General features: G+C 67.2%; 24 protein-coding genes and 3 pseudogenes. 9 read left to right on the top strand and 18 right to left on the bottom strand.

The features are described from left to right. Nucleotides 1-436: 436 nt before the first annotated feature. The 3 genes from F0344_RS36885 to F0344_RS36590 all read right to left on the bottom strand — a co-directional run bounded on the left by F0344_RS36885 (nucleotide 437) and on the right by F0344_RS36590 (nucleotide 2030). A complete protein-coding gene (locus F0344_RS36885) occupies nucleotides 437-682 on the bottom strand; it encodes a hypothetical protein (RefSeq protein ID WP_374940118.1) in 246 nt (81 codons plus the stop codon). A gap of 848 nt (nucleotides 683-1530) precedes the next feature. Beyond that, the gene (locus F0344_RS25785) at nucleotides 1531-1869 is read right to left on the bottom strand and encodes an XRE family transcriptional regulator (RefSeq protein WP_185301033.1); all 339 of its coding nucleotides are present in this window, start codon (nucleotides 1867-1869) and stop codon (nucleotides 1531-1533) included. Next, nucleotides 1866-2030, bottom strand: coding sequence for a type II toxin-antitoxin system RelE/ParE family toxin (locus F0344_RS36590; RefSeq protein ID WP_308460992.1), 165 nt, complete (start codon nucleotides 2028-2030; stop codon nucleotides 1866-1868). Before F0344_RS36590 ends, F0344_RS25785 begins: the two co-directional genes overlap by 4 nt. 459 nt (nucleotides 2031-2489) lie before the next feature. Here F0344_RS36590 and F0344_RS25775 point away from each other — a divergent pair. After that, a pseudogene (locus tag F0344_RS25775) lies at nucleotides 2490-3038 on the top strand (N-acetylmuramoyl-L-alanine amidase); the annotation flags it as partial. Nucleotides 3039-3276: 238 nt separating this feature from the next. Here F0344_RS25775 and F0344_RS25770 read toward each other — a convergent pair. From F0344_RS25770 to F0344_RS25740, 7 genes are all read right to left on the bottom strand, one after another. Next, complete coding sequence (locus F0344_RS25770) at nucleotides 3277-4104, bottom strand: glycoside hydrolase domain-containing protein (RefSeq protein WP_185301032.1); 828 nt, start codon at nucleotides 4102-4104, stop codon at nucleotides 3277-3279. A 1103-nt stretch (nucleotides 4105-5207) separates the two neighbouring features. Further along, nucleotides 5208-5399 carry a helix-turn-helix domain-containing protein gene (locus F0344_RS25765; RefSeq protein ID WP_258050113.1) on the bottom strand — a complete coding sequence of 64 codons (192 nt, stop codon included), beginning with the start codon at nucleotides 5397-5399 and terminating at the stop codon, nucleotides 5208-5210. A 78-nt stretch (nucleotides 5400-5477) separates the two neighbouring features. Then, nucleotides 5478-6146, bottom strand: a complete 669-nt coding sequence (locus F0344_RS25760) for an HAD family hydrolase (RefSeq protein ID WP_185301031.1) — start codon at nucleotides 6144-6146, stop codon at nucleotides 5478-5480. Next, entirely contained in the window at nucleotides 6143-7231 is a 1089-nt protein-coding gene (locus tag F0344_RS25755; protein WP_185301030.1) for an ABC transporter ATP-binding protein, read from the bottom strand. The genes F0344_RS25760 and F0344_RS25755 overlap by 4 nt, the downstream gene beginning before the upstream one ends. Before the next feature lie 4 nt (nucleotides 7232-7235). Next, nucleotides 7236-8141 (bottom strand): ABC transporter permease, encoded by a 906-nt coding sequence (locus F0344_RS25750; protein WP_185301029.1) that lies wholly within the window; start codon nucleotides 8139-8141, stop codon nucleotides 7236-7238. Continuing rightward, nucleotides 8129-9037, bottom strand: a complete 909-nt coding sequence (locus F0344_RS25745) for an ABC transporter permease (RefSeq protein ID WP_185301028.1) — start codon at nucleotides 9035-9037, stop codon at nucleotides 8129-8131. The genes F0344_RS25750 and F0344_RS25745 overlap by 13 nt, the downstream gene beginning before the upstream one ends. Further along, nucleotides 9037-10194, bottom strand: coding sequence for an ABC transporter substrate-binding protein (locus tag F0344_RS25740; RefSeq protein ID WP_258050112.1), 1158 nt, complete (start codon nucleotides 10192-10194; stop codon nucleotides 9037-9039). Before F0344_RS25740 ends, F0344_RS25745 begins: the two co-directional genes overlap by 1 nt. Before the next feature lie 264 nt (nucleotides 10195-10458). Between F0344_RS25740 and F0344_RS25735 the strand changes: the two genes are divergently transcribed. Next, nucleotides 10459-11211, top strand: coding sequence for a GntR family transcriptional regulator (locus tag F0344_RS25735; RefSeq protein ID WP_185301027.1), 753 nt, complete (start codon nucleotides 10459-10461; stop codon nucleotides 11209-11211). Between the two features lie 123 nt (nucleotides 11212-11334). Here F0344_RS25735 and F0344_RS25730 read toward each other — a convergent pair whose 3' ends face one another. From F0344_RS25730 to F0344_RS25720, 3 genes are all read right to left on the bottom strand, one after another. Further along, a complete protein-coding gene (locus F0344_RS25730) occupies nucleotides 11335-11709 on the bottom strand; it encodes an ArsR/SmtB family transcription factor (RefSeq protein WP_185301026.1) in 375 nt (124 codons plus the stop codon). Nucleotides 11710-12161: 452 nt separating this feature from the next. After that, nucleotides 12162-12569, bottom strand: coding sequence for a PIN domain nuclease (locus tag F0344_RS25725; protein ID WP_185301025.1), 408 nt, complete (start codon nucleotides 12567-12569; stop codon nucleotides 12162-12164). Beyond that, the gene (locus F0344_RS25720) at nucleotides 12566-12799 is read right to left on the bottom strand and encodes a type II toxin-antitoxin system VapB family antitoxin (protein ID WP_185301024.1); all 234 of its coding nucleotides are present in this window, start codon (nucleotides 12797-12799) and stop codon (nucleotides 12566-12568) included. The genes F0344_RS25725 and F0344_RS25720 overlap by 4 nt, the downstream gene beginning before the upstream one ends. Before the next feature lie 963 nt (nucleotides 12800-13762). Between F0344_RS25720 and F0344_RS25715 the strand changes: the two genes are divergently transcribed. Both F0344_RS25715 and F0344_RS25710 read left to right on the top strand, forming a co-directional pair. Next, complete coding sequence (locus F0344_RS25715; RefSeq protein ID WP_164493698.1) at nucleotides 13763-14044, top strand: type II toxin-antitoxin system Phd/YefM family antitoxin; 282 nt, start codon at nucleotides 13763-13765, stop codon at nucleotides 14042-14044. Next, entirely contained in the window at nucleotides 14041-14304 is a 264-nt protein-coding gene (locus F0344_RS25710) for a Txe/YoeB family addiction module toxin (RefSeq protein ID WP_185301023.1), read from the top strand. The genes F0344_RS25715 and F0344_RS25710 overlap by 4 nt, the downstream gene beginning before the upstream one ends. Nucleotides 14305-14519: 215 nt before the next feature. On the opposite strand, the gene F0344_RS25705 is transcribed toward F0344_RS25710, so the two are convergent. Next, nucleotides 14520-14714 carry a hypothetical protein gene (locus F0344_RS25705; protein ID WP_185301022.1) on the bottom strand — a complete coding sequence of 65 codons (195 nt, stop codon included), beginning with the start codon at nucleotides 14712-14714 and terminating at the stop codon, nucleotides 14520-14522. 32 nt (nucleotides 14715-14746) lie between these two features. Between F0344_RS25705 and F0344_RS35195 the strand changes: the two genes are divergently transcribed. Both F0344_RS35195 and F0344_RS25695 read left to right on the top strand, forming a co-directional pair. After that, complete coding sequence (locus F0344_RS35195; protein ID WP_219732192.1) at nucleotides 14747-14809, top strand: hypothetical protein; 63 nt, start codon at nucleotides 14747-14749, stop codon at nucleotides 14807-14809. A gap of 591 nt (nucleotides 14810-15400) precedes the next feature. Beyond that, nucleotides 15401-15733: a CPCC family cysteine-rich protein gene (locus tag F0344_RS25695; RefSeq protein WP_258050111.1), complete on the top strand. Its 333-nt coding sequence runs from the start codon at nucleotides 15401-15403 to the stop codon at nucleotides 15731-15733. Nucleotides 15734-16069: 336 nt separating this feature from the next. Here the strand turns inward: F0344_RS25695 and F0344_RS25690 are convergent, their stop codons facing one another. After that, nucleotides 16070-17230, bottom strand: a complete 1161-nt coding sequence (locus F0344_RS25690) for an IS4 family transposase (protein WP_185297178.1) — start codon at nucleotides 17228-17230, stop codon at nucleotides 16070-16072. A 43-nt stretch (nucleotides 17231-17273) separates the two neighbouring features. On the opposite strand from F0344_RS25690, the pseudogene F0344_RS25685 reads away from it, so the two are divergent. Beyond that, nucleotides 17274-18037, top strand: a pseudogene (locus tag F0344_RS25685) (IS5 family transposase); the annotation flags it as partial. 84 nt (nucleotides 18038-18121) lie between these two features. Here F0344_RS25685 and F0344_RS25680 read toward each other — a convergent pair. Continuing rightward, nucleotides 18122-18888: pseudogene (locus F0344_RS25680) on the bottom strand (transposase). 147 nt (nucleotides 18889-19035) lie between these two features. Between F0344_RS25680 and F0344_RS25675 the strand changes: the two are divergent. Beyond that, a complete protein-coding gene (locus F0344_RS25675; RefSeq protein WP_185301020.1) occupies nucleotides 19036-19209 on the top strand; it encodes a hypothetical protein in 174 nt (57 codons plus the stop codon). 29 nt (nucleotides 19210-19238) lie between these two features. Here the strand turns inward: F0344_RS25675 and F0344_RS25670 are convergent, their stop codons facing one another. Next, the gene (locus tag F0344_RS25670) at nucleotides 19239-20048 is read right to left on the bottom strand and encodes a hypothetical protein (RefSeq protein WP_185301019.1); all 810 of its coding nucleotides are present in this window, start codon (nucleotides 20046-20048) and stop codon (nucleotides 19239-19241) included. A gap of 156 nt (nucleotides 20049-20204) precedes the next feature. Beyond that, complete coding sequence (locus F0344_RS25665; RefSeq protein WP_185301018.1) at nucleotides 20205-20579, bottom strand: hypothetical protein; 375 nt, start codon at nucleotides 20577-20579, stop codon at nucleotides 20205-20207. 308 nt (nucleotides 20580-20887) lie between these two features. On the opposite strand from F0344_RS25665, the gene F0344_RS25660 reads away from it, so the two are divergent. Then, a complete protein-coding gene (locus F0344_RS25660) occupies nucleotides 20888-21319 on the top strand; it encodes a transposase family protein (protein WP_185301017.1) in 432 nt (143 codons plus the stop codon). Nucleotides 21320-21394: the final 75 nt, after the last annotated feature.

The raw sequence follows: 21394 nt of genomic DNA, 5'->3' as shown, positions 1-21394 counted from the left end.
GCTTGGTCGGCACTACTGGTGCCGACCAAGCCGCCAACACGAACCCGCTGCAACCTCTGAAAGAGCTCGTAAGACGATCATGATCGGGCTTTCTTGAGGCGCCTCCAGCAGATGAGGCTGCAGGCGAGGGAGACGAAGGCGTCGTGGAGTTCGGTGCGGCGTTCCCATCGGACGGTGACGCGTTGAAGTGGTGGAGCAGGGCGTAGGTCTGCTCCACCACGTAGCAGAGCTTGCCCATGCCCTTGACCCAACCGTACCGACCGCAAACGGGGCCGGCAGCCCACGCTTCGCCCCCAGGAACCACTCAGCAGGCTCCTGTCGCTCCGGCACGCCGCGCACCTCAGGCCGACGCCGTACAGGTCGTCATCCAACCCAACTCGTCGACACCGCAGAATGCCTCGTCCGTATACGCCCCTGCGTCCTCCAGCAGAGCTTTTCACTCCAAGTTGAATGCCCTCTTGCCGTGCAGCAGCACCACCCGGGACGCGAGTTGCTCATCGATCGCTTCCACCCACCGACGTGTACGGGTGAACATCGGATCACTGGTCGTCTGGGTCGGCATCCCCACGAACACACCATTCGCGCCGAACCTGGCCGCCAGGACTTCCGCTGCGGCCCGCGCAGCCTCCGTCTTGCCCTCGCCCATCGGCGCTTCGACCACCACGAGGCCCGGACCACCCATCCGGCGAGCCGCCTCAACCGCCATTGCCTGCGAGGGCCGCGGCGCATAACCGAACCGGTCGCCGGAACGCCTCCGGCCCTGGCATGCCCAGAGCAGCCCAGCAGTCGTCCAGCTCTTCGGTCAACTCGTTGCGATGCCCCGGGCTCGTGATCCCAAGGTCACGAGTCCCCTGGCGCGTGAAACACAACACCACATTCCGCAGCGGCTCACTGCGCACTCGACCCGACCGGTGGCCACGCACCTTGCGCGGAGGGGACGACACCGATGCGGTGACGGCCTCCCACAACGGCCGTGGGACCGTTCCACGACGCTCCCACGCAGGCGTCACCACAAAACCCCAGGTCAAAGCCGTTCAGGGCTCAACTTCGATGTGCGCGGACCCGCATTCGCCACACCTCCGTGAGGCGAACGCCACACGCGAAACGCCCCCGGAAGACGTGTTTCCCCAGGTCAGAACGTTTCTGCCTGGGGATCTTGGTGGGGCGGGTGGGACTCGAACCCAATCCGGTGACGCGTCTCACCTGCGGCTTTATCAAAGCGCCCGATCTACACCCTCGTTTTGATCCGGTTGCGTCCTGCTCCATCCGGCTCGATCGGGGATGGTGCAGCGTTCGCTGCACCACCTTTCCAGTAACCCGCAGGGTTCACGGCACCGAGCACTCCCCGCTCCAGCCTCGTCGAAGCGGCAATCGTTCGGGTTGCACGGCACCGCCGGAAATTGGGCAGCACGGCGGGAACCAACAGCCACCGCCGTCACACTCCGCCACGAGCGGCGCCCACCCGCACCGAGCTCATGGGTGGGATGTCAGGTCCGACTGGGACCTGCCGCGAGTCGCGTGTACCTCGGGTCAGCCGAGGACGTAGGTCTCATCACCGAAGTCGGCGACGATCTTCAGCTTGCCGCCGAGCGCCTTGACATAGGCAGCCAGGGTGTCGACCTCACTACGCTCCAGCTGGCCCTTCTCGATGCGCGAGACGCGGGCCTGAGTGACACCCATGACTTCGGCGACCTGAACCTGAGTGGTGTGCTGCCGCTTCCGCAACTCGGCGAGGCGGTGGACACGGGAGGCCAGAACCAACGCCTGCGCCCCCTTCTGGATCCGGTGCTTCTCCGCGTCGGTGAAGGAGAACTCTTCGGCCAGATCCTCCCAGGAGACGGCCTGCGGGTCCTTGAGGTGATCAGTCATCGTGCCCCATCCTCTCCGTCGATTCGCTTGAGATGTTCCGCGTACGCCTGCTCCGCCCGAGGCACCGCAACCCGGTACCAGCCGGACCAGTTGCCGGCCTTGTCGCCACCGACCAAAATCACGGCTTGGCGTTCCGGGTCGAACACGAACAACAACCGCACTTCCGGAGCTCCTTGAGATTCGGCAGCACCGATCCCTTGATCGTGCCCACCAGAGGCCTGCCCAGCGCGGGGCCTTCCTCCTGAAGGGCAGTGACGGCCTGGCTGACCTGAATCAGGGTGTCTCGGTCAGTCCTGCGCAGATCATGAAGCCACGAAGGAGCCGGTTCGGCCACGACGATCTTCCAAGCCATTCCCGTCCCCCAGCTATACATTATTACCCTGGCAGCATACACCACTGATGTAATATCGAGCGGTTTATGACCCTCACAGAGGGCGCACCCCTCCGCGCCGAGCTGGCGCCGGCACCGTGATGGACGGTGTAACCTCCGAACTGGAAGCGACAGTTGATCACTGCCGTGATGAGTGACCCAGAGGTCGGCGAGGCACGCCAGCTCCTGGAGGTGGGCGGCCTGCACGGCCGGATCGTTCGCACCTTCCGCACCGCTGCCCTTCGTGAAGCTGAGCTGGAAGGCCACCGACAGCGCGGCTCTGAAAGAGGTGCGCCTGGTCTCACCGCTGGCGAAGACCTACGGACCCACCACGACCAGCGCGTCACATACGGCCAAGTCCGCCACCGCGACCGCGTGGAAGATGACGGCATACGATTACGCCGGAAACGCCGCCTCCGTATCCGTCTCCGCCACCCCGGTGATCCTGCAGGAGACGACAGCCACGAAGTCCGGCACGTGGACGGCCAAGTCATCGACCAGTTACCTGGGCGGCAAGTCGTATTCCAGTAGCTCGAAGAACGCTTCACTCACCTGGACGTTCACCGGCCGGTCAGTAGCCTGGACAGTCTCCCGCGCCGCGACATCGGGGCAGGCGTACATCTACGTCGACGGCGCCAAGGCGGCGACCGTCGACCTCAAGTCGTCCACCACCAAGTACCGCGACGCCATCTGGACCAAAACCTGGACCAGTAGCGCGAAGCACACCATCAAGGTCGTCGTGGCAGGCACCTCCGGCCGCCCGGCCATCACCACCGACGGTCTCCTCTACCTCAAGTAGCCGACGGCGAGTGCGCAGCCAGGACCGTGCGGTCCGGCAAGCGCATCGGAAAGGCTGGATACCGCTGCCCGCCTTCCCTGGCACCTCTCGTAGGGCCAGGGAAGGCGGGCAGCGGCCGGAATCCCGGCTTCGGCCTGTACGCGTCTATCTCCCGCGTTCAAGCCCTCAAGGCATCGCCCGGTTGCACCGCACCGACCGGCCCCGCGCCTCGATGCCTGTCAACGACCACGCATTTGCATCAGCCGATGATCGCGACCGGGGCGTCCCAGGCGTTGCGGTCAACGGTGATCGTGTAACCGCCGCGGGTTTCCTTGCTGTTGACCATGTACTGGTGGCCGCGGCTGTGGCCGGTGTACTGGGTCGGCTTCCACGGCCAGTCCGTGGTGGTCGTGTTCTTCTTGTCCCACAGTGCGTACCAGAGGTTGCCCGGCAGGTCCGTCTTGTTCGTGGCGGTGGCGACGGCCGCGGCGCTGGAACTGCTGAAACCGTACAGGCCGCCGCGGTAAGTCGCGTTACGCAGCGTCTTGGTGAAGGAACGCACGTAGGTGAGGGTGGCGTCGTTGCAGGCCTTGTCGGTGATGTCGTACGACTCCATGTTCAGGTAGATCGGGCTGCCGGCTTTCATCCCGAGCGCTGATGCCTTGGCCACCGCGTCCTTGGCGTTGCTCGCGCCGACGGAGGCAGCCGTGGAAGCGGTGAACCTCTCCGGGTTCGCGCTCTTCTGGCAGGGCGGCTGCGCGCCGACGTAGAGCGGGATGAGCTTCCAGCCGGTGGCGTTGACCGACTTCACCCAGGACTTGGTCAGGTTGGGCTGGGCACAGCCACGGTTCTTTCCACCGATGTAGACGGCGGCAGCTCCGTAGAACCCCGTGCGCCACGCCTTCATCGCGCTGAGCGAGGGTGCGGTGCACGTGTCGAACGCCCGCCCGGTGTACGTCTTCTGCGCCGGCCAGGCGGTAGCGGCCATGGATGTCTGTGCCGCGAAACCGGCACCCGCGACCACCACGACCCCCGTGGTCGCCCACGCGATGTAACGGCTCTTCCTGGACAGCCGATGTCTGGACATTCCCCACCCCATTCAGTGCGGCCCGTGGCCGCCTCCGACGCACCCGGGACAGCGGCCTGCCCTCTGACAGAGGCCTGACGCAGTCCCGGGTGCAGTTCCGCGCCCACAGTGGCGCGACGACCGCGCTCCGAAAGTCCGGAGCGCATCGCACAGTAGCCGACACGGACATCGTGACCGGGACGGACGCAAGACTCCGCGTGACAGCGAACTGCCTCTCGCGTACCGCTCTTCGTCTACGTCGACGAACCGAGCAGAACATAGCCGCTCGCCAGGGAGAGTTCCGCGGCTACGGACGCGACAGAGGCCGGAGGGACAGGGACCATGCGAGACCCTCTCCCGCTCCCCCAAGGCCAAGCTTCCAGCCGGCTCAGGCCAGGGAAGGTACGTCCTCGGCCGACCAGTGACGTCACGTAGACCGTCCACAAGCGACGGTCCCCTCACCCACAGCGCTTCGGACCGCAGAATGTGCCGGGCAAGGACCCCACACGGTGGGGCGGGTGGGACCATTCCACGACGCTCCCACGAAGGCTTCGCTAAAAACCCCAGGTCAAAGCCGTTCAGAGCTCATCTTCGACACGCGAGGACCCATAAGCGTGACGCCTCTCACCTGCGACGATACCGAAACAACGGACATAGCCACCCGTTTCCATCCGGCTGTGTCCCCCTCGATCCGGCTCGAGCGGGGTTCCGTTAGGCGTTCGCCACACCGCTCCATCTCCGCCTTGCGCAAGCACTGCTCCCGAGGAGCACAGGAAGAGTTTCACCTTTCAGTACCATCGACCACCTCCGCGCTGCGGTGGGCTTCACAAGCCACGGCTGATCGCTGCCCAACACCCATGGTTACATTCCGTGGTGGAGGCCCTCCGGGGTGCCAGCTGCCGCGGATGCTGGCTACGACGTGACCTGCCTGGCCTTCCTGCTGACCGACCTGCCTCTTGAGGATTGGGTCGGATGCGGTCGGACCATGTCCTGCACTTCCCGCCGCAGCCTGTGGGCAAGGTCGACCGCAAGCCGAAGCTCGATAGTTCGCATTCGAGGTTGTGGCAACTCAGCCGGCTCCGTCCGTCACCACGGTGACCCGACACCGCCATCGCGGTGCCGCTTCATCGATACGGAGAAGTGGCTTCATCGATGAGCGTGCCGGTGCCGATGTCGGCCTTGTCGGCGATCCGCTGGGTGGTGACCTCGTCGATGCCGCGTTCTGCGAACAACTCGTGGGCTGCGGCGGTGATGCGGTCGAGCTTGAGCTGCTTGTTCCGCTCGCGCCGGCCTGCCGGCTGGGAAGCGCGTGGCATGCGGACACCGTCCTGATCAAAGCAGCCTGCTCCGCTTCCGTGAGGAAACGGAGCAGACTCGACTCGTGTGATCCGTCGTCAGCTGTGATTCCGGCCGAGTTCCAAGCAGCGCCGCAGCGCGACCACGTCGACCCGGTCGAGACTTTCAGCGAAGACGCGCCTGGGCGAAGGTGGTACGGGCAGCATCGACGGCACCACGAGGACCGCGCAGCCGGCGGCATCGGCTGAGGCGGCACCGTCCGGCGAGTCCTCGACCGCGACGCAGGCGTCGACCGGAACACCGAAGCGTTCGGCCGCGGCCTGGTAGGGGTCGGGGTGGGGCTTGGTCTGTACGGTGTCGTCGGCGGAGAGGGTGAAGGCGAACGGCACGTGGCCCAGTGCCCCGCGCGTCACCGAGTCGACCACGGCCCTCGGGGAAGCACTCACCAGGGCGAACGGGACGCCTTCCCGCTCCAGTTCCGACAGCAGCCGCTGAGCGCCCGGGCGGAGCGGCGCTCCCGCGTCGACGCGGCGGAAGAACTCGTCGCCGAGGGTTGCCGCGACGTGTTGCGGATCGCCCCCGCCGGTGATCCGTACGAGGTGGGCGGCGGTGTCCGCGACGGACCGGCCGACCACCTCGTGGGCATCGGCCCGGGTGAGACGGTGGCCGAGTCCGGCCGCCACTTCCTCGGTCACCTGCCACCACAGCCCCTCGGTGTCCACGAGGGTGCCGTCCATGTCGAACAGGACGGCGGCCAGGCTGCTCATTCGGCAGCCCTGGGCACGACGAGGACCGGCTGCGGGGCGAGGCGGAGGGAAGCGCGGGCGCCAGGAACGAGGTCTGCCGCATCCCGCGAGGGCAGGTCGGCCTTGACGCCACCGCCTCCCGGAAGGTCGAGGTGCACCCGCGTGACGGCGCCGAAGAAGGAGGCGGAGACGACCGTGGCCGTCCCCTCAGCGGCAGCCTCCACCGTCACGTTCTCCGGCCGTACCAGTACGTCGACGTCGTGCCCGTCCGGAACGGCGCCGTCCACGGGCAGCCGCTGCCCGGCGACCTCGACGAGGTCGCCGTCCGCCAGGCGCCCCGGGAGGCGGTTCATCGTGCCGACGAACTCGGCGACGAAGGCGGTGACGGGGCGCGCGTACAGCTCGGCGGGGGCCGCACACTGCTCCAGCCGCCCGGCGTTGAGAACGGCGACCCGGTCGGCCATGGACAGGGCCTCCTCCTGGTCGTGGGTGACGAAAACGGTGGTGATGCCGAGGGAGAGTTGGAGACGGCGGATCTCCTCGCGCAGGCTCAGCCGCACTTTCGCGTCCAGCGCGGAGAGCGGTTCGTCCAGCAGCAGGACGCTGGGTTCCAGGGCCAGCGCGCGGGCGAGGGCGACGCGTTGCTGCTGTCCGCCGGAGAGCTGGTGGGGGTAGCGGTCGCCGTGCTGGGGCAGTCCGACGAGTTCGAGGAGTTCGGCGGCGCGCGCCTGCCTGCGGGAGGCCGGCACCTTGCGCACGCGCATGCCGAAGGAGACGTTGTCGCGGACGGTGAGGTTGGGGAAGAGGCTGTACGACTGGAAGACCATCCCGGCGTCACGCCGGTTGGCCGGGACCCGGGTGATGTCCTCGCCGTCGACGAGGACTTCGCCGGAGTCGGGCTGTTCGAAGCCGGCGACCATGCGCAGTGCGGTGGTCTTGCCGCAGCCCGAGGGGCCCAGCAGGGCGACCAGTTCGCCGGGCTCGACGGTCAGGTCGAGGCCGTCCAGGGCGATGGTGGAGCCGAAGGTCCGCCGCAGGGACCTGAACTCGACCCGCGCTCCGGTGGTGGCGGCCGGCCGGGTCCGCTCCGCGGTTGCTGAGGACATGGGGTCAGGACTCCTTACGGGAGGGCGCCGACGCGGCTGAGGCCGTTCCCGTGCGGGAGAGGAGCAGCAGCAGCGCCCAGGTGATGACAAGGCTGAGGATGGAGACGGCCACGGACATGCGGGCCTGGGCTCCGGAGATCGAGACGATCCACACCGCGAAGGGCTGGAAGCCGAGCAGCGAGGCGATGGTGAACTCGCCCAGGACCAGCGCCAGGGTGAGGAAGGCGGCGCCGGCGAGCGAGGACCGCAGGTTCGGCAGCAGTATGCGGACGACGGTGTAGGGCCAGGACGCGCCGCAGCTGCGGGCGGCCTCCACCAGGGTCGGTACGTCTATGGCGCGCAGACCCGCGTCCAGCGAGCGGTAGACGAAGGGCAGCGCGAGGACGGCGTAGGCCAGGACCAGGACGACGGGGAACTTCTCGTTCTGGACGGCGATGAAGGTCTGGTAGAGCGGGGTGCGCGACAGGTGTTCCGGTCCCCAGCGCAGCACCGTGGTGATGCCGGTGACCAGTGCGATCGGCGGGACGACCAGGGGCAACATGCACATCACCTCGATCACCGGACGGAGCCTGGGCGAGCCGAGCCGTACGGCGATCAGGGCGGGTACGGCGAGCAGCAGTGACAACGCGATGGTGGCGGCGGCGAGCCCCAGCGAGAGCAGCAGGCTCTCGGTGAAGCCGTCGGCGGACAGCAACTGGGTGTACGCGTCGAAGGAGATGCCCTGGCCCGGGACGTGCACGGTGAAGACGAACGAGGCGACGAGCGGGACGAGGAAGTACGCGCCGGCCAGGCCGAGGACGAGCCCGCGCCGGATTCCCGGCCGCCGGCGACGCGTCCGGGTCACGTCCGGTGCCGGGCTCTTCGCCTCGACGGCGGCGGTCTCCTGGGCGGTGGGGGTCATCGCAGCCATCGGGCGCTCCGTCGCTGGAGGGGCAGGTAGACCGCCATGACCAGGCCGGCGATCAGGATCATGTCGAGGCCGAGGGCGAGCGCCACGTTCTCCTGGCCGGTGAGCACGTTCCCGGACAGCGCGTCCGCGATCTTCAAAGTGACCAGGGGCACCGAGCCGCCGACCAGCGCGGCGGCGGTGGCGTGCGCGGCGAAGGCCGTACCGAAGAGGAGTACGAAACCCCCGAGCAGGGAGGGGGCGAGCACGGGGAGGCCGACGTGTCGCCAGAACTGCCAGGGAGTGGCGCCCGCGTTCTGGGCTGCCTCCCGCCACTGGGGGCGCAGCCCGTCCAGTGCGGGCACGGTGACCAGGACCATGAGCGGGATCAGGAAGTAGAGGTAGACCACGGCCAGACCGGTGAAGGAGTACAGGTCCCAGTCCAGGCTGCCGAGGTCGGCGAGCTGGGTGACGACTCCGGAGATGCCGAGCGTGGCGATGAACGCGAAGGCCAGGGGGACGCCGCCGAAGTTGGCGAGCACCCCCGAGGCGGTCAGGGCCGCGCTGCGCAGGCCCTGGGAGCGGGAGGTGACGACGGCCTGCGCGATCAGAACGCCAAGGACCGCGCCGATGAGCGCGGTGAGCACGGACAGTTGGACGCTGCCGATGAGGGAGCCCAGGTAGGGGCCTTGCAGAGAGCGCGCCACGTGCTCGCCGGTCAGGGAGGTGACACCCGACCCGGAGTCGGTACGGGTGACCGCGCCGAAGATCAGGGCGCCGAGCGGGATGCCGAAGCACAGGGCGGTGAAGACGAGGAGCGGGAGGGCGGCGAGCCAGGTGCGCGGGCCGCGCCGCCGGCGGCGGGTGGTGCTGCCGCCGGCGGTCCCCGTCGGGTGGGGAGTGGTGGTGGGGGCAGACATCAGCTGAGGGCCTTGTCCCACTTCTCGGCGAGGGTGGCCTTGGCCTTGTCGAGCTCTGCGGAGGCGGGGAAGGCCGGGGTGCCCTCGACCTTGGGGAGCTTGGCCACGAAGCCCTTGTCGGCGGTGCCGTCGGTGGTCATGGCGGGCAGCAGGACCGGGCGGGCGTAGCCCTTCAGCCACAGGTTCTGACCCTCGGTGCTGTAGAGGAACTCCATCCACAGGCGGGCGGCGGCCGGATGCGGGGCGTCCTTGTTGATGGCCTGCGAGTAGTACTGGGCGTAGACGCCGTCGGTGGGGATGGCGACCTTCCAGTCGACGCCCTTGTCCTTGAACTGGTCGGCGTAGCCGGCGTTCAGGTAGTCCCAGTCGATGGAGATGGACGTCTCGCCCTTCTCGACGGTGGCCGGGGTGGACTCGACGGGGATGAAGTTCCCGCTCTTCTTCAGCTGTCCGAAGAAGTCGATGCCCGGCTGGATCTCGCCGAAGGAGCCCTTGTTGGCGAGGGCGGCCGCGTAGACGCCGCCGAAGGCCGAACCGGACTTGGTGGGGTTGCCGTTGAGGGCGACCTTCCCCTTGTACTCGGGCTTGAGCAGGTCCGCGAAGGTCTGCGGGCAGACCGGGACGCGCTTTGCGTCACAACCGATGGAGACGTAGCCGCCGTAGTCGTTGTACCAGCGGCCGTCCGCGTCCTTCTGGCCGGCCGGGATCCTGTCCCACGCCTCGACCTTGTACGGGGCGAACAGGCCCTCCTCCGCTCCGCTGCGGGCGAAGGCGATGCCCAGGTCGAGAACGTCGGGGGCGCGGTCCTGGCCCTTGCGGGACTTGACGGCGGCGATCTCGTCGGAGCTGGAGGCGTCCGGGTTCTCGCTCTTGATCTTGATCTTGGGGTACTTGGCCTCGAACGCCTTGATGATCTCGCCGTAGTTCGCCCAGTCCGGCGGCAGAGCGATCACGTTCAGCTCGCCCTCCTTCTCGGCGGCCGCGACGAGGTCCTCCACTCCCCCGAAAGCGGCTGCGGAGGTGGCGGTCTTCGCGTCCCCCCCGGCCCCGGCGGCAGCGGCCGGCTCGTCGGGAGCGGCGCCGCAGGCGGCGGTGAGGGCGGTGAGTACGGCGGCGCCGAGCAGGACAGCCGCACGGCGGCCGGAGGGTCTGGGCACAGGAATCTCCTTAAACAGAGAGGGGTTTACTTGTCTGAACAAGTTGATCCCACTTCGCCCGTACCGACCGACGCCGAGGTGAACGGAACATGACCGCGCCGGGATCACTGGAGGAAGACCCGGCCAGCGTGAAGTCGAGGTGAACACAGCCGCTTTGAAGGTCGCCCTGGAGGTGCGGATCGACTGCGATCGCAGGTTAAAGTGGGCATCCGACCGGCACCCAGGGTGACTGGCTGTGCACAGGAGTGGACTGGAGACCGGCACGTGAGGACGGCACGCTATCTGGAGATCGCCGACGCCATACGGCAGGCGATACTCGAAGGTGCCTTCCCCGTCGGGGCTCGGCTTCCCTCGGAGAGCGAACTGGTGGCCCACTGGTCAGCCTCGCGCGGCACGGTCCGCCAGGCCGTGGCCCTGCTCACATCGGAGGGACTGATCGGCTCCCGACAGGGCGCCCGGCGCATCGTGCTCCGCCAGGAACGCCGCCAGAGCTTCGCCGAGCTGAACAGCTTCGCCCAGTGGGCCCAGGGCTTGGGCTTGGAGGTCGCCAGCCGGATCCTCGTACGGTCGAGGCGGCCGGCCACGGCCGAGGAGGCCCGCCGCCTCGCGCTCCCCGAGGACACCGAGATCCTCCACGTCCTACGCCTGCGCTCCCTCGACGGAGAACCCGCGATGGTGGAGCGTACCGCCTACGCCGACTGGGCCGCGCCGGCGATCGAGGCGCTGCCCGAGGACTGCGTATCGATCATGGACGCCATCGCCCGGGACGCGGGCATCGTCGCCCAGTACGGAGAACACCTCATCGACGCCGTACCGGCGGGCGCCCAGGACGCCGACCTGCTGGACGTCCGCCGCAGCAGCCCCCTGCTACGGCAGCGCCATGTCACCTGCGACCAGTCGGGCCGCCCCATCGAATGGACCGACGACCGTTACCGGCCCGGTAGCGTCACCTTCAGCGTGAGCAACTCGACCACCGCGGCCCCTCTGGAACGGCACAGAGGAAGCCGACCTGCCTGAGCCGGCCGCGCCGAAGCGCGGAGCACGGATCGGCCTGGGTCACGGGCGCGACGTCGTTGCACCGCCCGGGTTGGCCGCCGGCTCGCGGCGTGGCGAACACCAGTCCACGGGCGGGATCGCGCGTCAGAGGGCCGACGGGTCAAGTATGTTGCGCAGCCTGCGCAGGCCCGTGTGGTCGACCGAGTACCAGGACCAGGTGCCGCGGCGTTCACGGTTGAGCAGTCCCGCCTCGGTCATGAGCTTGAGATGGTGGCTCACCGCGGGCTGGCGGAACCCGAGGCAGTCGGCGAGGTCGCACACGCACGCCTCACCCGTCGGGGCACGCTCGATCAGGCGGAAGATCTGCAGGCGGGTGGGGTCGGCGATGGCTTTGAGTATTCCGGCCAGCCGCTCAGCCTCTTCCCGGTCGATGAGCAGACAGGCAAGGCCCGGGGAGCACGTTTCCGCCTCCGGCTCGTCCACCACCGTGCCTGAGGTGCCGTATGCAGTGATAGCCATCTATCCACCATAAGTGCCCCCGGGGCGCACAAGGGTTCGCACGTTTCGCTTTTGGATCACGGGGGCGGCCGAGGAAGACCTTGGTCGCGAGCATCCCGGCGAACGCGGCGAAGTCGGCTGTGACCTTGCCCTGGCCGATACCGGCCTCGTTGTCCCACACCAGCATCCGCGCGAGAGCGGGTCGATCAGATGTGCGTCCGACAGGCTTCATCGGGGTGGGCCCGGCGTGGGATTCGCCTGGGGCTGTCCATGATCCGTGGTGGATCAGTGCGCGGCGTCGGATGCGGTGCGTCGCAAGTCGGAGGAGGGTCCGCATACTGGAGGTATGCGGGTGTTGCGACACACCGGCGAGGTGTCGCAACTGTCGTCACACGCCCGCCAGTGACTACGGGACGATCCTCAGCCATATGGCCATCCACGTGCGGTAGTTCGCCCTTGACGCCAGCGAGGAGTCAGGCGCGAACGTCTCGCTGCTGCACTTCCTTGAGGACCGCCGCCACCGTGGCGAAGTCGTTGTCCATGTGGAGCACTGTGTGGCCGTGATGGACCGCTGTCGCACACACCAGGAGGTCGATGGCTCCGGCGGCGCGGTGTTGCCCGCGCTGGGTGAGTTTGTACTGCGCGGTGTCGACCCAACGCCACGCGCTCTTGGGAACCGGCGAGAGGTGGCAGAGGCCGTCAATGTCTTCGGCCAATTCATCCCGATGGGCGGGGCTTGTGGCCGAGTAGAGGAACTCCGCCCTTGTCGGCTCACAGATGTGGAACACGCCGGCCGCGATGTGCCCTTCCCAGGGCCGCAACGCCCCTGGCGTACGGAAGAGGTGCCACAGGGCGGACGCGTCAAGAAGGTACGTGATCACTCGAAGGCTGCCCGCCGAGCGCGCTTGGCAGCTGCATGCGCCGCAGCCGCGGCCTCGAACTCGCCCCGCTCACCCCGCGCGGCCAGCTTCTCGGCAGCCTCCAGCCGCTTGATGCGCGCCACGTAGTCCCGCAGAGCCCCGTTGACCGTCTCCTTCTTCGTCGAGGCACCCATGAGCCGCATCGCCTCGGCCAACGCCTCATCATCAAGATCCACCTGGGTCACAGACATACCAGCCACCCCTTCCCACGCGTCCACGATGTACATAACCATGATACGCCACCAACATCCGCGACGGCGGCTCATCGCGCACGAGGCAGACCAGGGGCAGAGGAGCCGATGTCGCGCCAATGCGGCGGGGTTGGGTGGGGTGCAGCGCCTCCCTCAACGGCCGTGGGACCGTTCCACGACGCCCCAACGGTGGCATCGTTACAAAGCCCCAGGTCACAGGCACTCAAGGCTCGTCTTCGATGCACGGAGACCCGCCACGTTCGCCACACCTTTGCGAGGCGTACGCCGCAGGCGAAATGACCCCGAAAAACACGTATCCCCAGGTCAGAACGATTCTGCCTGGGGGTGCCGAGTGGGGCGGGTGGGACTCGAACCCAAACCGGTGACGCGTCTCACCTGCGGCTTCCTTAAGGAAGCGGGCAAATCAACCTGTTTCCATCCGGCTGCATCCTGCTCGATCCGACTCCAGCAGGTTGCGGTGCAGCGTTCGCTGCACCGACCCGAGAGGCACATGAGGCCGCATCCGGTCCGTCCGATCACGTCCCTCTCAGCCGCACTGAGCGGAAGTCTCGCTTCCGGCCCAGCAGGCCGACCAGAGAATCGGAGACATCGGCTAGCCGACCGTCCGGCACAACTATCGGTAACGGTTCGTCGAACGCCACCGAAGATTGCCGCAGGCGCGAGTCGAGGAGCACGCCGCCCAACTGGGCCCGCCTCGAACGCCGCCAACTCCGCGCAGGCGAAGTCCACAACCACCGTGTTCGTAAGTGATCATTCCCGAGTTCGCACGATCACGCACATGGAGCAGGTCGACCGCGACAACGACGAGGTCACCACAGCAGCTGAGCCGCCCGACGGGCTCTGCCGCACCCCAATGTCACCGAAGGCTGAATCGCATGGCCGTCCGGAGGCGGATCGCGATCAGTCGCACGGCGATCCGATCTGTACGTTATCGTGTACGTCATGAAGACGATGAGCGTCACCGAGCTACGCGCGGGCATCGCCGACGCCCTCGACGCGGTGGAGAACGACGCCGAGGAGCTGGTCATCACCCGGACTGGCCATGAGCCGATGGTCGTCGTCTCGCTCGCCGAGTACGAGGCACTGAAAGAGACCGACTACCTGCTGCGGTCGCCCGCGATGGCCGAGCGCCTGCGCAGGTCCATCGAGCAGGACCGGGCCGGCCAGGGCGCGCTCCGCGAGCTGGTGGATCCCGATGACGAGGCCGGGCGGGGCGCCGCGTGAAGGTGCTGTTCGTCGACGACGGCTGGAACGATTACCTGTGGTGGCAGGGGAACGACCGCAAAATACTGAAGCGCATCAACCAGCTGATCGCCGACATCGACCGGGGCGGCCACGAAGGAATCGGCAAGCCCGAACCGCTACGGAACGACCTCTCCGGCTACTGGTCGCGGCGCATCAACTCCGAACACCGACTGGTGTACCGCATCGATGAGAACGCCATCATCCACGTGGTGGCGTGCCGCTTCCACTACGAACGGTGAACCAGGCGCATACCCACGGGCCATGCCTCGGCTCTTGACAGCGCCCGTCAGCCTTCGCAGGACGCGGGCGCGGGCTCACGATCCACGTGACCAGGGCGCGACCGTTTGCTCGGGGGCGTATCGGACGCTGAGCATGGTCGTGATCCCCTGCTCCATGATGACCTCGCGGGCATCCGCTCCTGGGAGCGAGCATCGTCCCTACCCACCGCGAGGGGTCAGGAATCCAGGCGGCACGCACTCAGCCAGGTGACCATCTCCGGGTCGCGGTGGTCGAAGAAGAACGACGTGCCGGCTTCCAGGGTGGCGATGGCGTCCACCTGGGCCTCGGTGAACTCAAAGTCGAGGGCGTCGATGTTCTCCGGCGCCCAACGAGAACCTCCCCGTCGGCAGGAGGCGTTCGACAACCTCATGCACCAAAACCCTCACCGGTCACACCGGTGAGGTGCACTCAGTGGCGGTCTCGCCTGACGGAACCCGGCTCGCCACTAGCAACATGGACCGGTAGGTGCGGCTGTGGGACCGTCCTTAACGCTCCCACGAACACGAGGGCAACAAAAGACCAGGTCACGGCCGTGCGGTACCTGCTTGGAAAGACCCAAGCCTCACGTTCGCTGCACCTACGTGCGGCGAACGCTGCACGCGAAAACGCCCCCGAAAAACGCGTTTCCCCAGGTCAGAACGATTCTGCCTGGGGATACTGGGTGGGGCGGGTGGGACTCGAACCCATTCAAGTGACACCTCTCACCTGCGACGATGCCAAAACAACGGACATAGCCACCCGTTTCCATCCGACTGTATCCCCCTCGATCCCGCTCGAATGGGCATCGGTTAGGTGTTCGCCACACCACTTCGTCCCCGCTGCACGGGTCTCGCTGAGCCTCCCCGCGGGCCTGGGGGGAGGCTCGCCTGTCAGCATCTCCGAATCCCCCCGGGGTACGACGGGCAGTTCTGCCTTTGCCGCTCGACACACCGCAGCCAGTCACACTCTGTAACGGGTCGCGGGTGCAGTGAAGTCCCCAGCAGATGGCAAGAGCAGCCCGACGGAAGCCTGAATATCGTCTAGGCACTTTCGTTTGGATCATTGGAGGGAGACGGAATGATGGCACCCATGGTCTCCAAAGAACCGTTCCCTGGTCTGTCGAGCGACGCCACTCACAACCTCATCGCGTGTCCCTGCTGTTTCCAGCAGACTTTGGAGGAACGGGCCAACTTCGAAATCTGTCCGGAGTGCGGATGGGAGGACGACGGCCAGGACGACGCGGATGCGCACATCGTGCGAGGCGGGCCCAACGGCGGGCTGAGTTTGACGCAGGCCCGGCTGAACTACCTGGAGGATGCAGCCGAGGGGTGTAATGAGTCCATGACGCGCGGCGGTGAAGGGCTGTGGATGTCGGAGGCGCGACGTCGGATGCCGGACGTGGCTGAATAGAGCAGTATCCGGCAACGGTGTACCTCGTTGTCCGGTCATGTCGCTGACCGATGCGCAGTGGGCACGGATCGAGCCGTTGCTCCCTGACCGGACTCCGAAACGGGGAGGCAGGTGGCGGGACCACCGGCAATGGCCATGAGTTAGATCGGGTCGGGTGTCAGTGTGTGGAGCACGATGGTGCGGGTGACGCGCCGGGTTCCGGGGTCGGTTGAGCTGCGGGTTTGGTAGCTGAGATGGGGGCGTTTCGTGGTGCGGGGCGTGGTGCGGGTGGGGCGGTCTCGGATGTGCATGCCGGGGAGGTCGGCTATGAGGAAGTGCAGGGCCTTCGCGAGCTGGTCAGGGGGAAAAAGCCGTCCTGAGGGAGCTTTTGACGGCGTCCAGGACGGGCGGGAAGCTGATGCGGGCGGGGTCGATGCCCGCGATCACGGCGGCCCTGGCGATCAGGGTGCGCAGGGCCTGGTAGACGCAGAGTAGCGCCCACAGTTCTTGTCGTACTCCCTCGGGTTTGCCCGAGCGCAGGATGCCGCCACTTTGCCGCAGGTCGACCTTGAGCAGTTTGAAGAGCACTTCCACCGACCAGCGTTCGGCGTAGTTGCGGGCCAGCTCCAAAGCGGGCGCGTGCTCAGGGTCCAGCAGGGTGGTGATGAGGCAGAAGACCTCGCTGATTCCGCCGTCGTCGGCGACGGAGTACTCGATGACTCGTACCGTGACCCGCTGCGACTTCCGCTCGCCGCGCAGTTCGGACAGGTACGTGCCGTCGGCCAGCCGTTTCTTGACGGGCAGGGTGAAGGAAGCCGAGACGCGCCACAGCAGTTGTGCGCCCGTCGCGGCGGCAGCCCGGTACAGGCCGAACGAGGGGAAGCCGCGGTCGGCCAGCAGCAGCATGCCGGGCGCCAACCGGTCCAACAGGCGGGTGAACAGGGTGCGTTCACCGACCGCGATGGAGTCGAAGGCCGCCCCGGTCAGGGCCAGCGTGCCGCACTCGGCCAGCGCCACCAGGCGGACCTGCGGCCGGCTTCCACCGGCCGGAACCGCGAACGCCGCCTCGTTCCGCTTCCCCGAGGGCACATCGAAGACCGTGCCGTCCACCGCCATCAACCGCAGCCCCCGCCAGAACGCCTCCGGGGTGCGCTCATCGGCCACCGGGGCTGCGACCTCGTCGAACAGGTTCCGCAACGGCGCCTCACCCAACCGGTAACGGGCCAGCGAGATCGCCCCGTCACTGGGCACCCGGTATTCGCCCCAGCCGCCCCGCGACCACCGCAGCCCCTCCAGCAGGCCCCGCAGGGTGCGCACGTACCCCTTGCCCGGCTCCAACCACAACGCCAGCGACAAATACATCATCAACTTCGCCGGCAACGACCGCGTTCGCTCCTCACGCGCCCCCGCCTCATCGATCGCCGCCCGCACGGCCTCCTCCGGGAACACCGCCGCCAGCAACCCGATCGACACGTCATCCGTCAGCCGCCCCGCGGCCACACCCTCAATCCGCTCCACCCCAAGATCATCGCACCCCGGGCAGCTAACTCAGGACCATTGGGACCACCGGGAGGTGATCGACGCGATCGCCTTCAAGTTCCGGACCGGAACGCAGTGGGTCCACCTCCCCGAGAAGTACGGCAACTGGCGAGGCGTCTACAACAGGCTGCGGATGTGGGCCATCGACGGCACCTGGGAGCGGGTGTTCACCGCGCTGGTCGCACAAGCCGATGCCGACGAAGACCTCAACTGGGCAGTCTCGGTCGACTCCACCATCGTGCGTGCACACCAGCACGCGGCCGGAGCCCGCAAAAAGGGGCCCCAATTGGCGAACCGGCAGACCACGCCATCGGCCGGTCCCGCGGTGGACTGACCACGAAGATCCACCTTGCCTCCGATGCCCACTGCCGGCCACTGGCTTTCGTGCTCACCGCCGGACAGGCCGGTGACGCACCCGCCTTCACACACGTCATGGCCCGTCTCCGCGTTCCTCGACGGCGAGGACGTCCCCGTACCAGGCCGAACGTGGTCCTGGCCGATAAGGCGTACTCCTCCCGCGCGATCCGCGAGCACCTGCGCAAGCGTGGGATCCGGGCGGTCATCCCCGTGCCGGCCGATCAGCGCGGCCACCGGCTGCGGCGCGGCAGCCGGGGCGGCAGGCCACCCGCCTTCGACCGCGAGGCATACAAGCAACGCAACACCGTCGAACGCTGCATCAACCGCCTGAAGCGGTGGCGGGGCATTGCCACCCGCTACGAGAAGACCGCAACCATCTACCTGGCTGGACTCCACATCGCGGGCATCTTCCTCTGGTCTACTCGGTGATCCAAACGAAACTGCCTAAGTCTTGTCCCGTAAATGATCTTCGACTGGGTGTGGGCGTGGTCGGTTGCCAGTCCGGCTGCTCGCCTATCCGGCGAGGTTGAGGTTGTGGAGGCGAGCGATTCCGAGCATGGCGTGGTGGACGCCATCGCCTTTGAGGCGGCAGTCGCGGAGGATCTTCCAGGTCTTCATGCGGGCGAAGACGTGCTCGACGCGGGCTCGGACTTTTTGTGGGACGTGTTGTGGGCCTGTTTCCAGTCGGATAGCTCTTCGCCTTTGCGGCGGCGGTGGGGCATGACGAGTCCGGTGCCTGGGTAGCCGCCGTCGGCGATGGTCATGGTCTTGCCGACGGCGGCCTTCGCGCCGGACTCCTCCCACGCCTTGCAGTCGTTGCGGTTACCGGGCAGGGGCCGGCCGACCAGCACGACGAGCCGGGTGTCGGCATCGATGACGACCTGGTGGTTCGTGGAGTACCGGTAGTTCTTGGACTGCGCGGCGATGGAGTGGTCGCGGGTGGGCACCAGGGTGCCGTCCACGATCAGCACGGTGTCCTTGCGGAATCGCTTGCGGGGCTGCAGAGCAAGCGCGGGGCCGAGGTGGTCGATGATGCGGTCGGCCGCGGATTTCGAGATACCGAAGAGCGGGGCGAGTTGGCGCATCGTCAGGTTCGTGCGCCAGTACGCTGCCACGAGCAGCACCCGGTCCTCCAGCGGAAGAGACCACGGTCGGCCCTTGCGGACCGGATCTGCCCCTTCGCGGCGCAGCGCGGCCACGAGCTTGCCGAAGGAGCGCGGGCCCAGCCCGGTGAACGGGGCTATCCAGGACGGCTCCGACGCCGTGATCACACCAGACACCACAAGATCATCTCATGTGTGACCAGCAGTTACGGGACAAGTCTTAGCTAGGCCGCACCGGACTCCTGCGACGTAGCGAGATCACGGCAGCAGGAGCCTCGATGAAGCCTGCTCGACCGGACGCACGATGAAGGCAATCATGAGCGAGTGACCTCGACCGAAGCAGCAGCAACCGCTCTACAGGACCATGCCGTCCTCTGGAGCCCCCGACGCGACCGCGAGCACGTCCTGCACTGGTCTGCCTGGCGCCGGCACCACCAGCACCAGGCCGCCGAAGCCCACCGCCGTTGGAACAACATCACCGCCGCAGCAACCGCTTGACCAGCAACGATGACCCACCGATCAAGGAACTACAGCTGCCGTGACTGTTCGCCGTGGTCGTACGTCATCGGCGTCACCAGTGCCACATCGCGCAGGCTCCACAAGCGAGTGAGCCTCTCGCCGAGTTGCTGCTCCGTGGCTCCGTTCGGCGGGAGCGCGATGTGGGCAGCTGTAAACAAAGCAAAGCGGTGAAGGTCGAATGCTGCGCACACCGACTGTCCGTACGCTCGGGCCGCGGCGACCGCCGCTGCGTAGGACAGCCAGGTTAGGGCGGCGAGGATTGCAGGAAGGACCAACCACCACCCGCCGTGCGCCGCAAGGAGCATGAGGGAGCCGATCGCGCCGATTGCGAATGTCGCCACGAACCGCGATGAATAGTCGAGCTGGTCACGCCCGTCGTCGATGATTGCAGAAAGTCTGTCTGGCAACAGCGGGTACAGCCGTGGCCACGCTGTCACGGTGTCGAGACCATATGGCCGCCCACCCCGATCCTCGGCGGCTCGGAGTGCGTTGCCAAGTCGGGTCGGCAGGACTCGGTCCTTGCTTGGCGGAAACGCGATCGCCCACCGGGAAGCATCAAGCTGCGCAGTGGCGGTGGCGTCCGAGCCCACATTCTCGGCACTGATCGTCGTGGCCCGCCGCAGGTCTTCCCAGTGGTTGCCTTGCCGGTCCTTGGCCCACGCGGTGGCGTGGGCCAGGAAGCCAACTTTCGGCCAGTAACCCTCGAGGAGGCGGACTAACCCGAGTTGGAGTGGCTGGAGGACGAGCGCGACGGCGACGACGAGGACAGCGAGAGAGGCAAACTCGGCACCAGAGAGCGTGCTGATGGTGTGCGACATCTGATGCAACGTTGGCTGATTGCCCGGGGCCCCACCACCAAGGAGCGCACCGAAGAGCACGACGAGTAGTAGTGCTGGCACAACACCGATTCCCAGGAACCGGGCGCCGAGGCTTTTGCCCAGGTCAGTGGCTGTCTCAGCGAGTGACGGCATCGATCACGCCCGCTCGAGTGCAGTGGCGTCCCACGGGCATGTCGGCGGCGACTGCGTGTCCCACGTCCATGTCAACCCGGAGAACCCACAGCCAGACGTGGGGCAGCGGACGGCGATGCCGCCGAGGTCGGGCACCCCAGGCAGCGTCATGTGATCACCCCTGCCGAAGCCTCCCTCCCTGGGTCCTGCCCCCCCGGCTCCGCTCCACCCCAGTCCAGCCGCGCGGTTCACCCGCAGGATGCCGTCGCGCTCCCGCACTAGGGAGATCAATTCCTCGCGGCTGACCCCCTTGCGCCCGTCGGGCTCGTCCTCGAAGTCGACATTGAATGACTCCAGTTTCCCGTGGGACAGATCCCACGCCTCCACGTACGTCGCCATCGACATCCTCCTCCGCTTCGCGAGCCGCTAAATGCGCCAAACACAATGAGTACTCACGGTCTGCGCTGGTTCCGGGAACACGGGTGTGTGCACTGCCTGGCCCGCGATGCGGGCGTCTCGCAGGCCACCGGTTACCGGTACCTCCACGAGGGAATCGATGTGCTCGCAGGCCAAGCCCCAGATCTCCATGCCGTGCTGAAGTCCTGTCGGGAGAGGGGCATGAGTCACGTCGTGCTGGACGGCACCCTCATCGAGACCGACCGCGTCGCAGGCAGCCGCTTCAACGAGGAGGGCAAAGAGGTTGATACGTGCTACTCCGGCAAGCACCGGGCATTCGGTGCGACGGGCAGTTCCTGTCCGCCCCGGACGGCACTCCGCTGTGGGTCTCCGATACCGAGCCCGGCTCCGTCCACGACATCACCGCCGCGCGCGAGCACTGCCTGCCCGCCCTCTACAAGGCGGCCGCCGACGGGTTGCCCACGCTCGCGGACTCCGGGTACCAGGGTGCCGGGATCGGCGTCTACCACCCGTTCAAGAAGCCTAAAGGAAGCTCCCACCTGCAACTTCACCCCGACACTCAGACCTACAACGCCCTACTACGAGGAGTCCGGCCCTCGGGGGAGCGCGCCGCCGCCGAACTCAAGGAACGCTGGCGCACGCTCAAGCGCATCACCCTCAGCCCCGAATGCATCGACGCTCTCATGCGCGCCGCCCTCGTCCTCAACGGAATGTGGAAGTGATCATCGCTGAGAAAACCTCACTCACGGCAAACGAAACCCCGGGTAGAAAAGGCGCGACTGGCGGCGGAGGGAAAT

Origin of the sequence: Streptomyces finlayi, from assembly GCF_014216315.1 — a bacterium.
GTDB classification, from domain to species: Bacteria; Actinomycetota; Actinomycetes; order Streptomycetales; family Streptomycetaceae; genus Streptomyces; species Streptomyces finlayi_A.
This window is presented reverse-complemented; position numbering and strand designations above follow the sequence as displayed.

Excerpts from the sequence above, each read along its gene's own strand:
- F0344_RS36885 (WP_374940118.1), bottom strand. The coding sequence starts at position 682 with ATGGGTGGTCCGGGCCTCGTGGTGGTCGAAGCGCCGATGGGCGAGGGC.
- F0344_RS25785 (WP_185301033.1), bottom strand. The coding sequence starts at position 1,869 with ATGACTGATCACCTCAAGGACCCGCAGGCCGTCTCCTGGGAGGATCTG.
- F0344_RS25770 (WP_185301032.1), bottom strand. The coding sequence starts at position 4,104 with ATGTCCAGACATCGGCTGTCCAGGAAGAGCCGTTACATCGCGTGGGCG.
- F0344_RS25765 (WP_258050113.1), bottom strand. The coding sequence starts at position 5,399 with ATGCCACGCGCTTCCCAGCCGGCAGGCCGGCGCGAGCGGAACAAGCAG.
- F0344_RS25760 (WP_185301031.1), bottom strand. The coding sequence starts at position 6,146 with ATGAGCAGCCTGGCCGCCGTCCTGTTCGACATGGACGGCACCCTCGTG.
- F0344_RS25755 (WP_185301030.1), bottom strand. The coding sequence starts at position 7,231 with ATGTCCTCAGCAACCGCGGAGCGGACCCGGCCGGCCGCCACCACCGGA.
- F0344_RS25750 (WP_185301029.1), bottom strand. The coding sequence starts at position 8,141 with ATGGCTGCGATGACCCCCACCGCCCAGGAGACCGCCGCCGTCGAGGCG.
- F0344_RS25745 (WP_185301028.1), bottom strand. The coding sequence starts at position 9,037 with ATGTCTGCCCCCACCACCACTCCCCACCCGACGGGGACCGCCGGCGGC.
- F0344_RS25730 (WP_185301026.1), bottom strand. The coding sequence starts at position 11,709 with ATGGCTATCACTGCATACGGCACCTCAGGCACGGTGGTGGACGAGCCG.
- F0344_RS25720 (WP_185301024.1), bottom strand. The coding sequence starts at position 12,799 with ATGTCTGTGACCCAGGTGGATCTTGATGATGAGGCGTTGGCCGAGGCG.
- F0344_RS25715 (WP_164493698.1), top strand. The coding sequence starts at position 13,763 with ATGAAGACGATGAGCGTCACCGAGCTACGCGCGGGCATCGCCGACGCC.
- F0344_RS25705 (WP_185301022.1), bottom strand. The coding sequence starts at position 14,714 with ATGAGGTTGTCGAACGCCTCCTGCCGACGGGGAGGTTCTCGTTGGGCG.
- F0344_RS25695 (WP_258050111.1), top strand. The coding sequence starts at position 15,401 with ATGATGGCACCCATGGTCTCCAAAGAACCGTTCCCTGGTCTGTCGAGC.
- F0344_RS25670 (WP_185301019.1), bottom strand. The coding sequence starts at position 20,048 with ATGTCGCACACCATCAGCACGCTCTCTGGTGCCGAGTTTGCCTCTCTC.
- F0344_RS25665 (WP_185301018.1), bottom strand. The coding sequence starts at position 20,579 with ATGGCGACGTACGTGGAGGCGTGGGATCTGTCCCACGGGAAACTGGAG.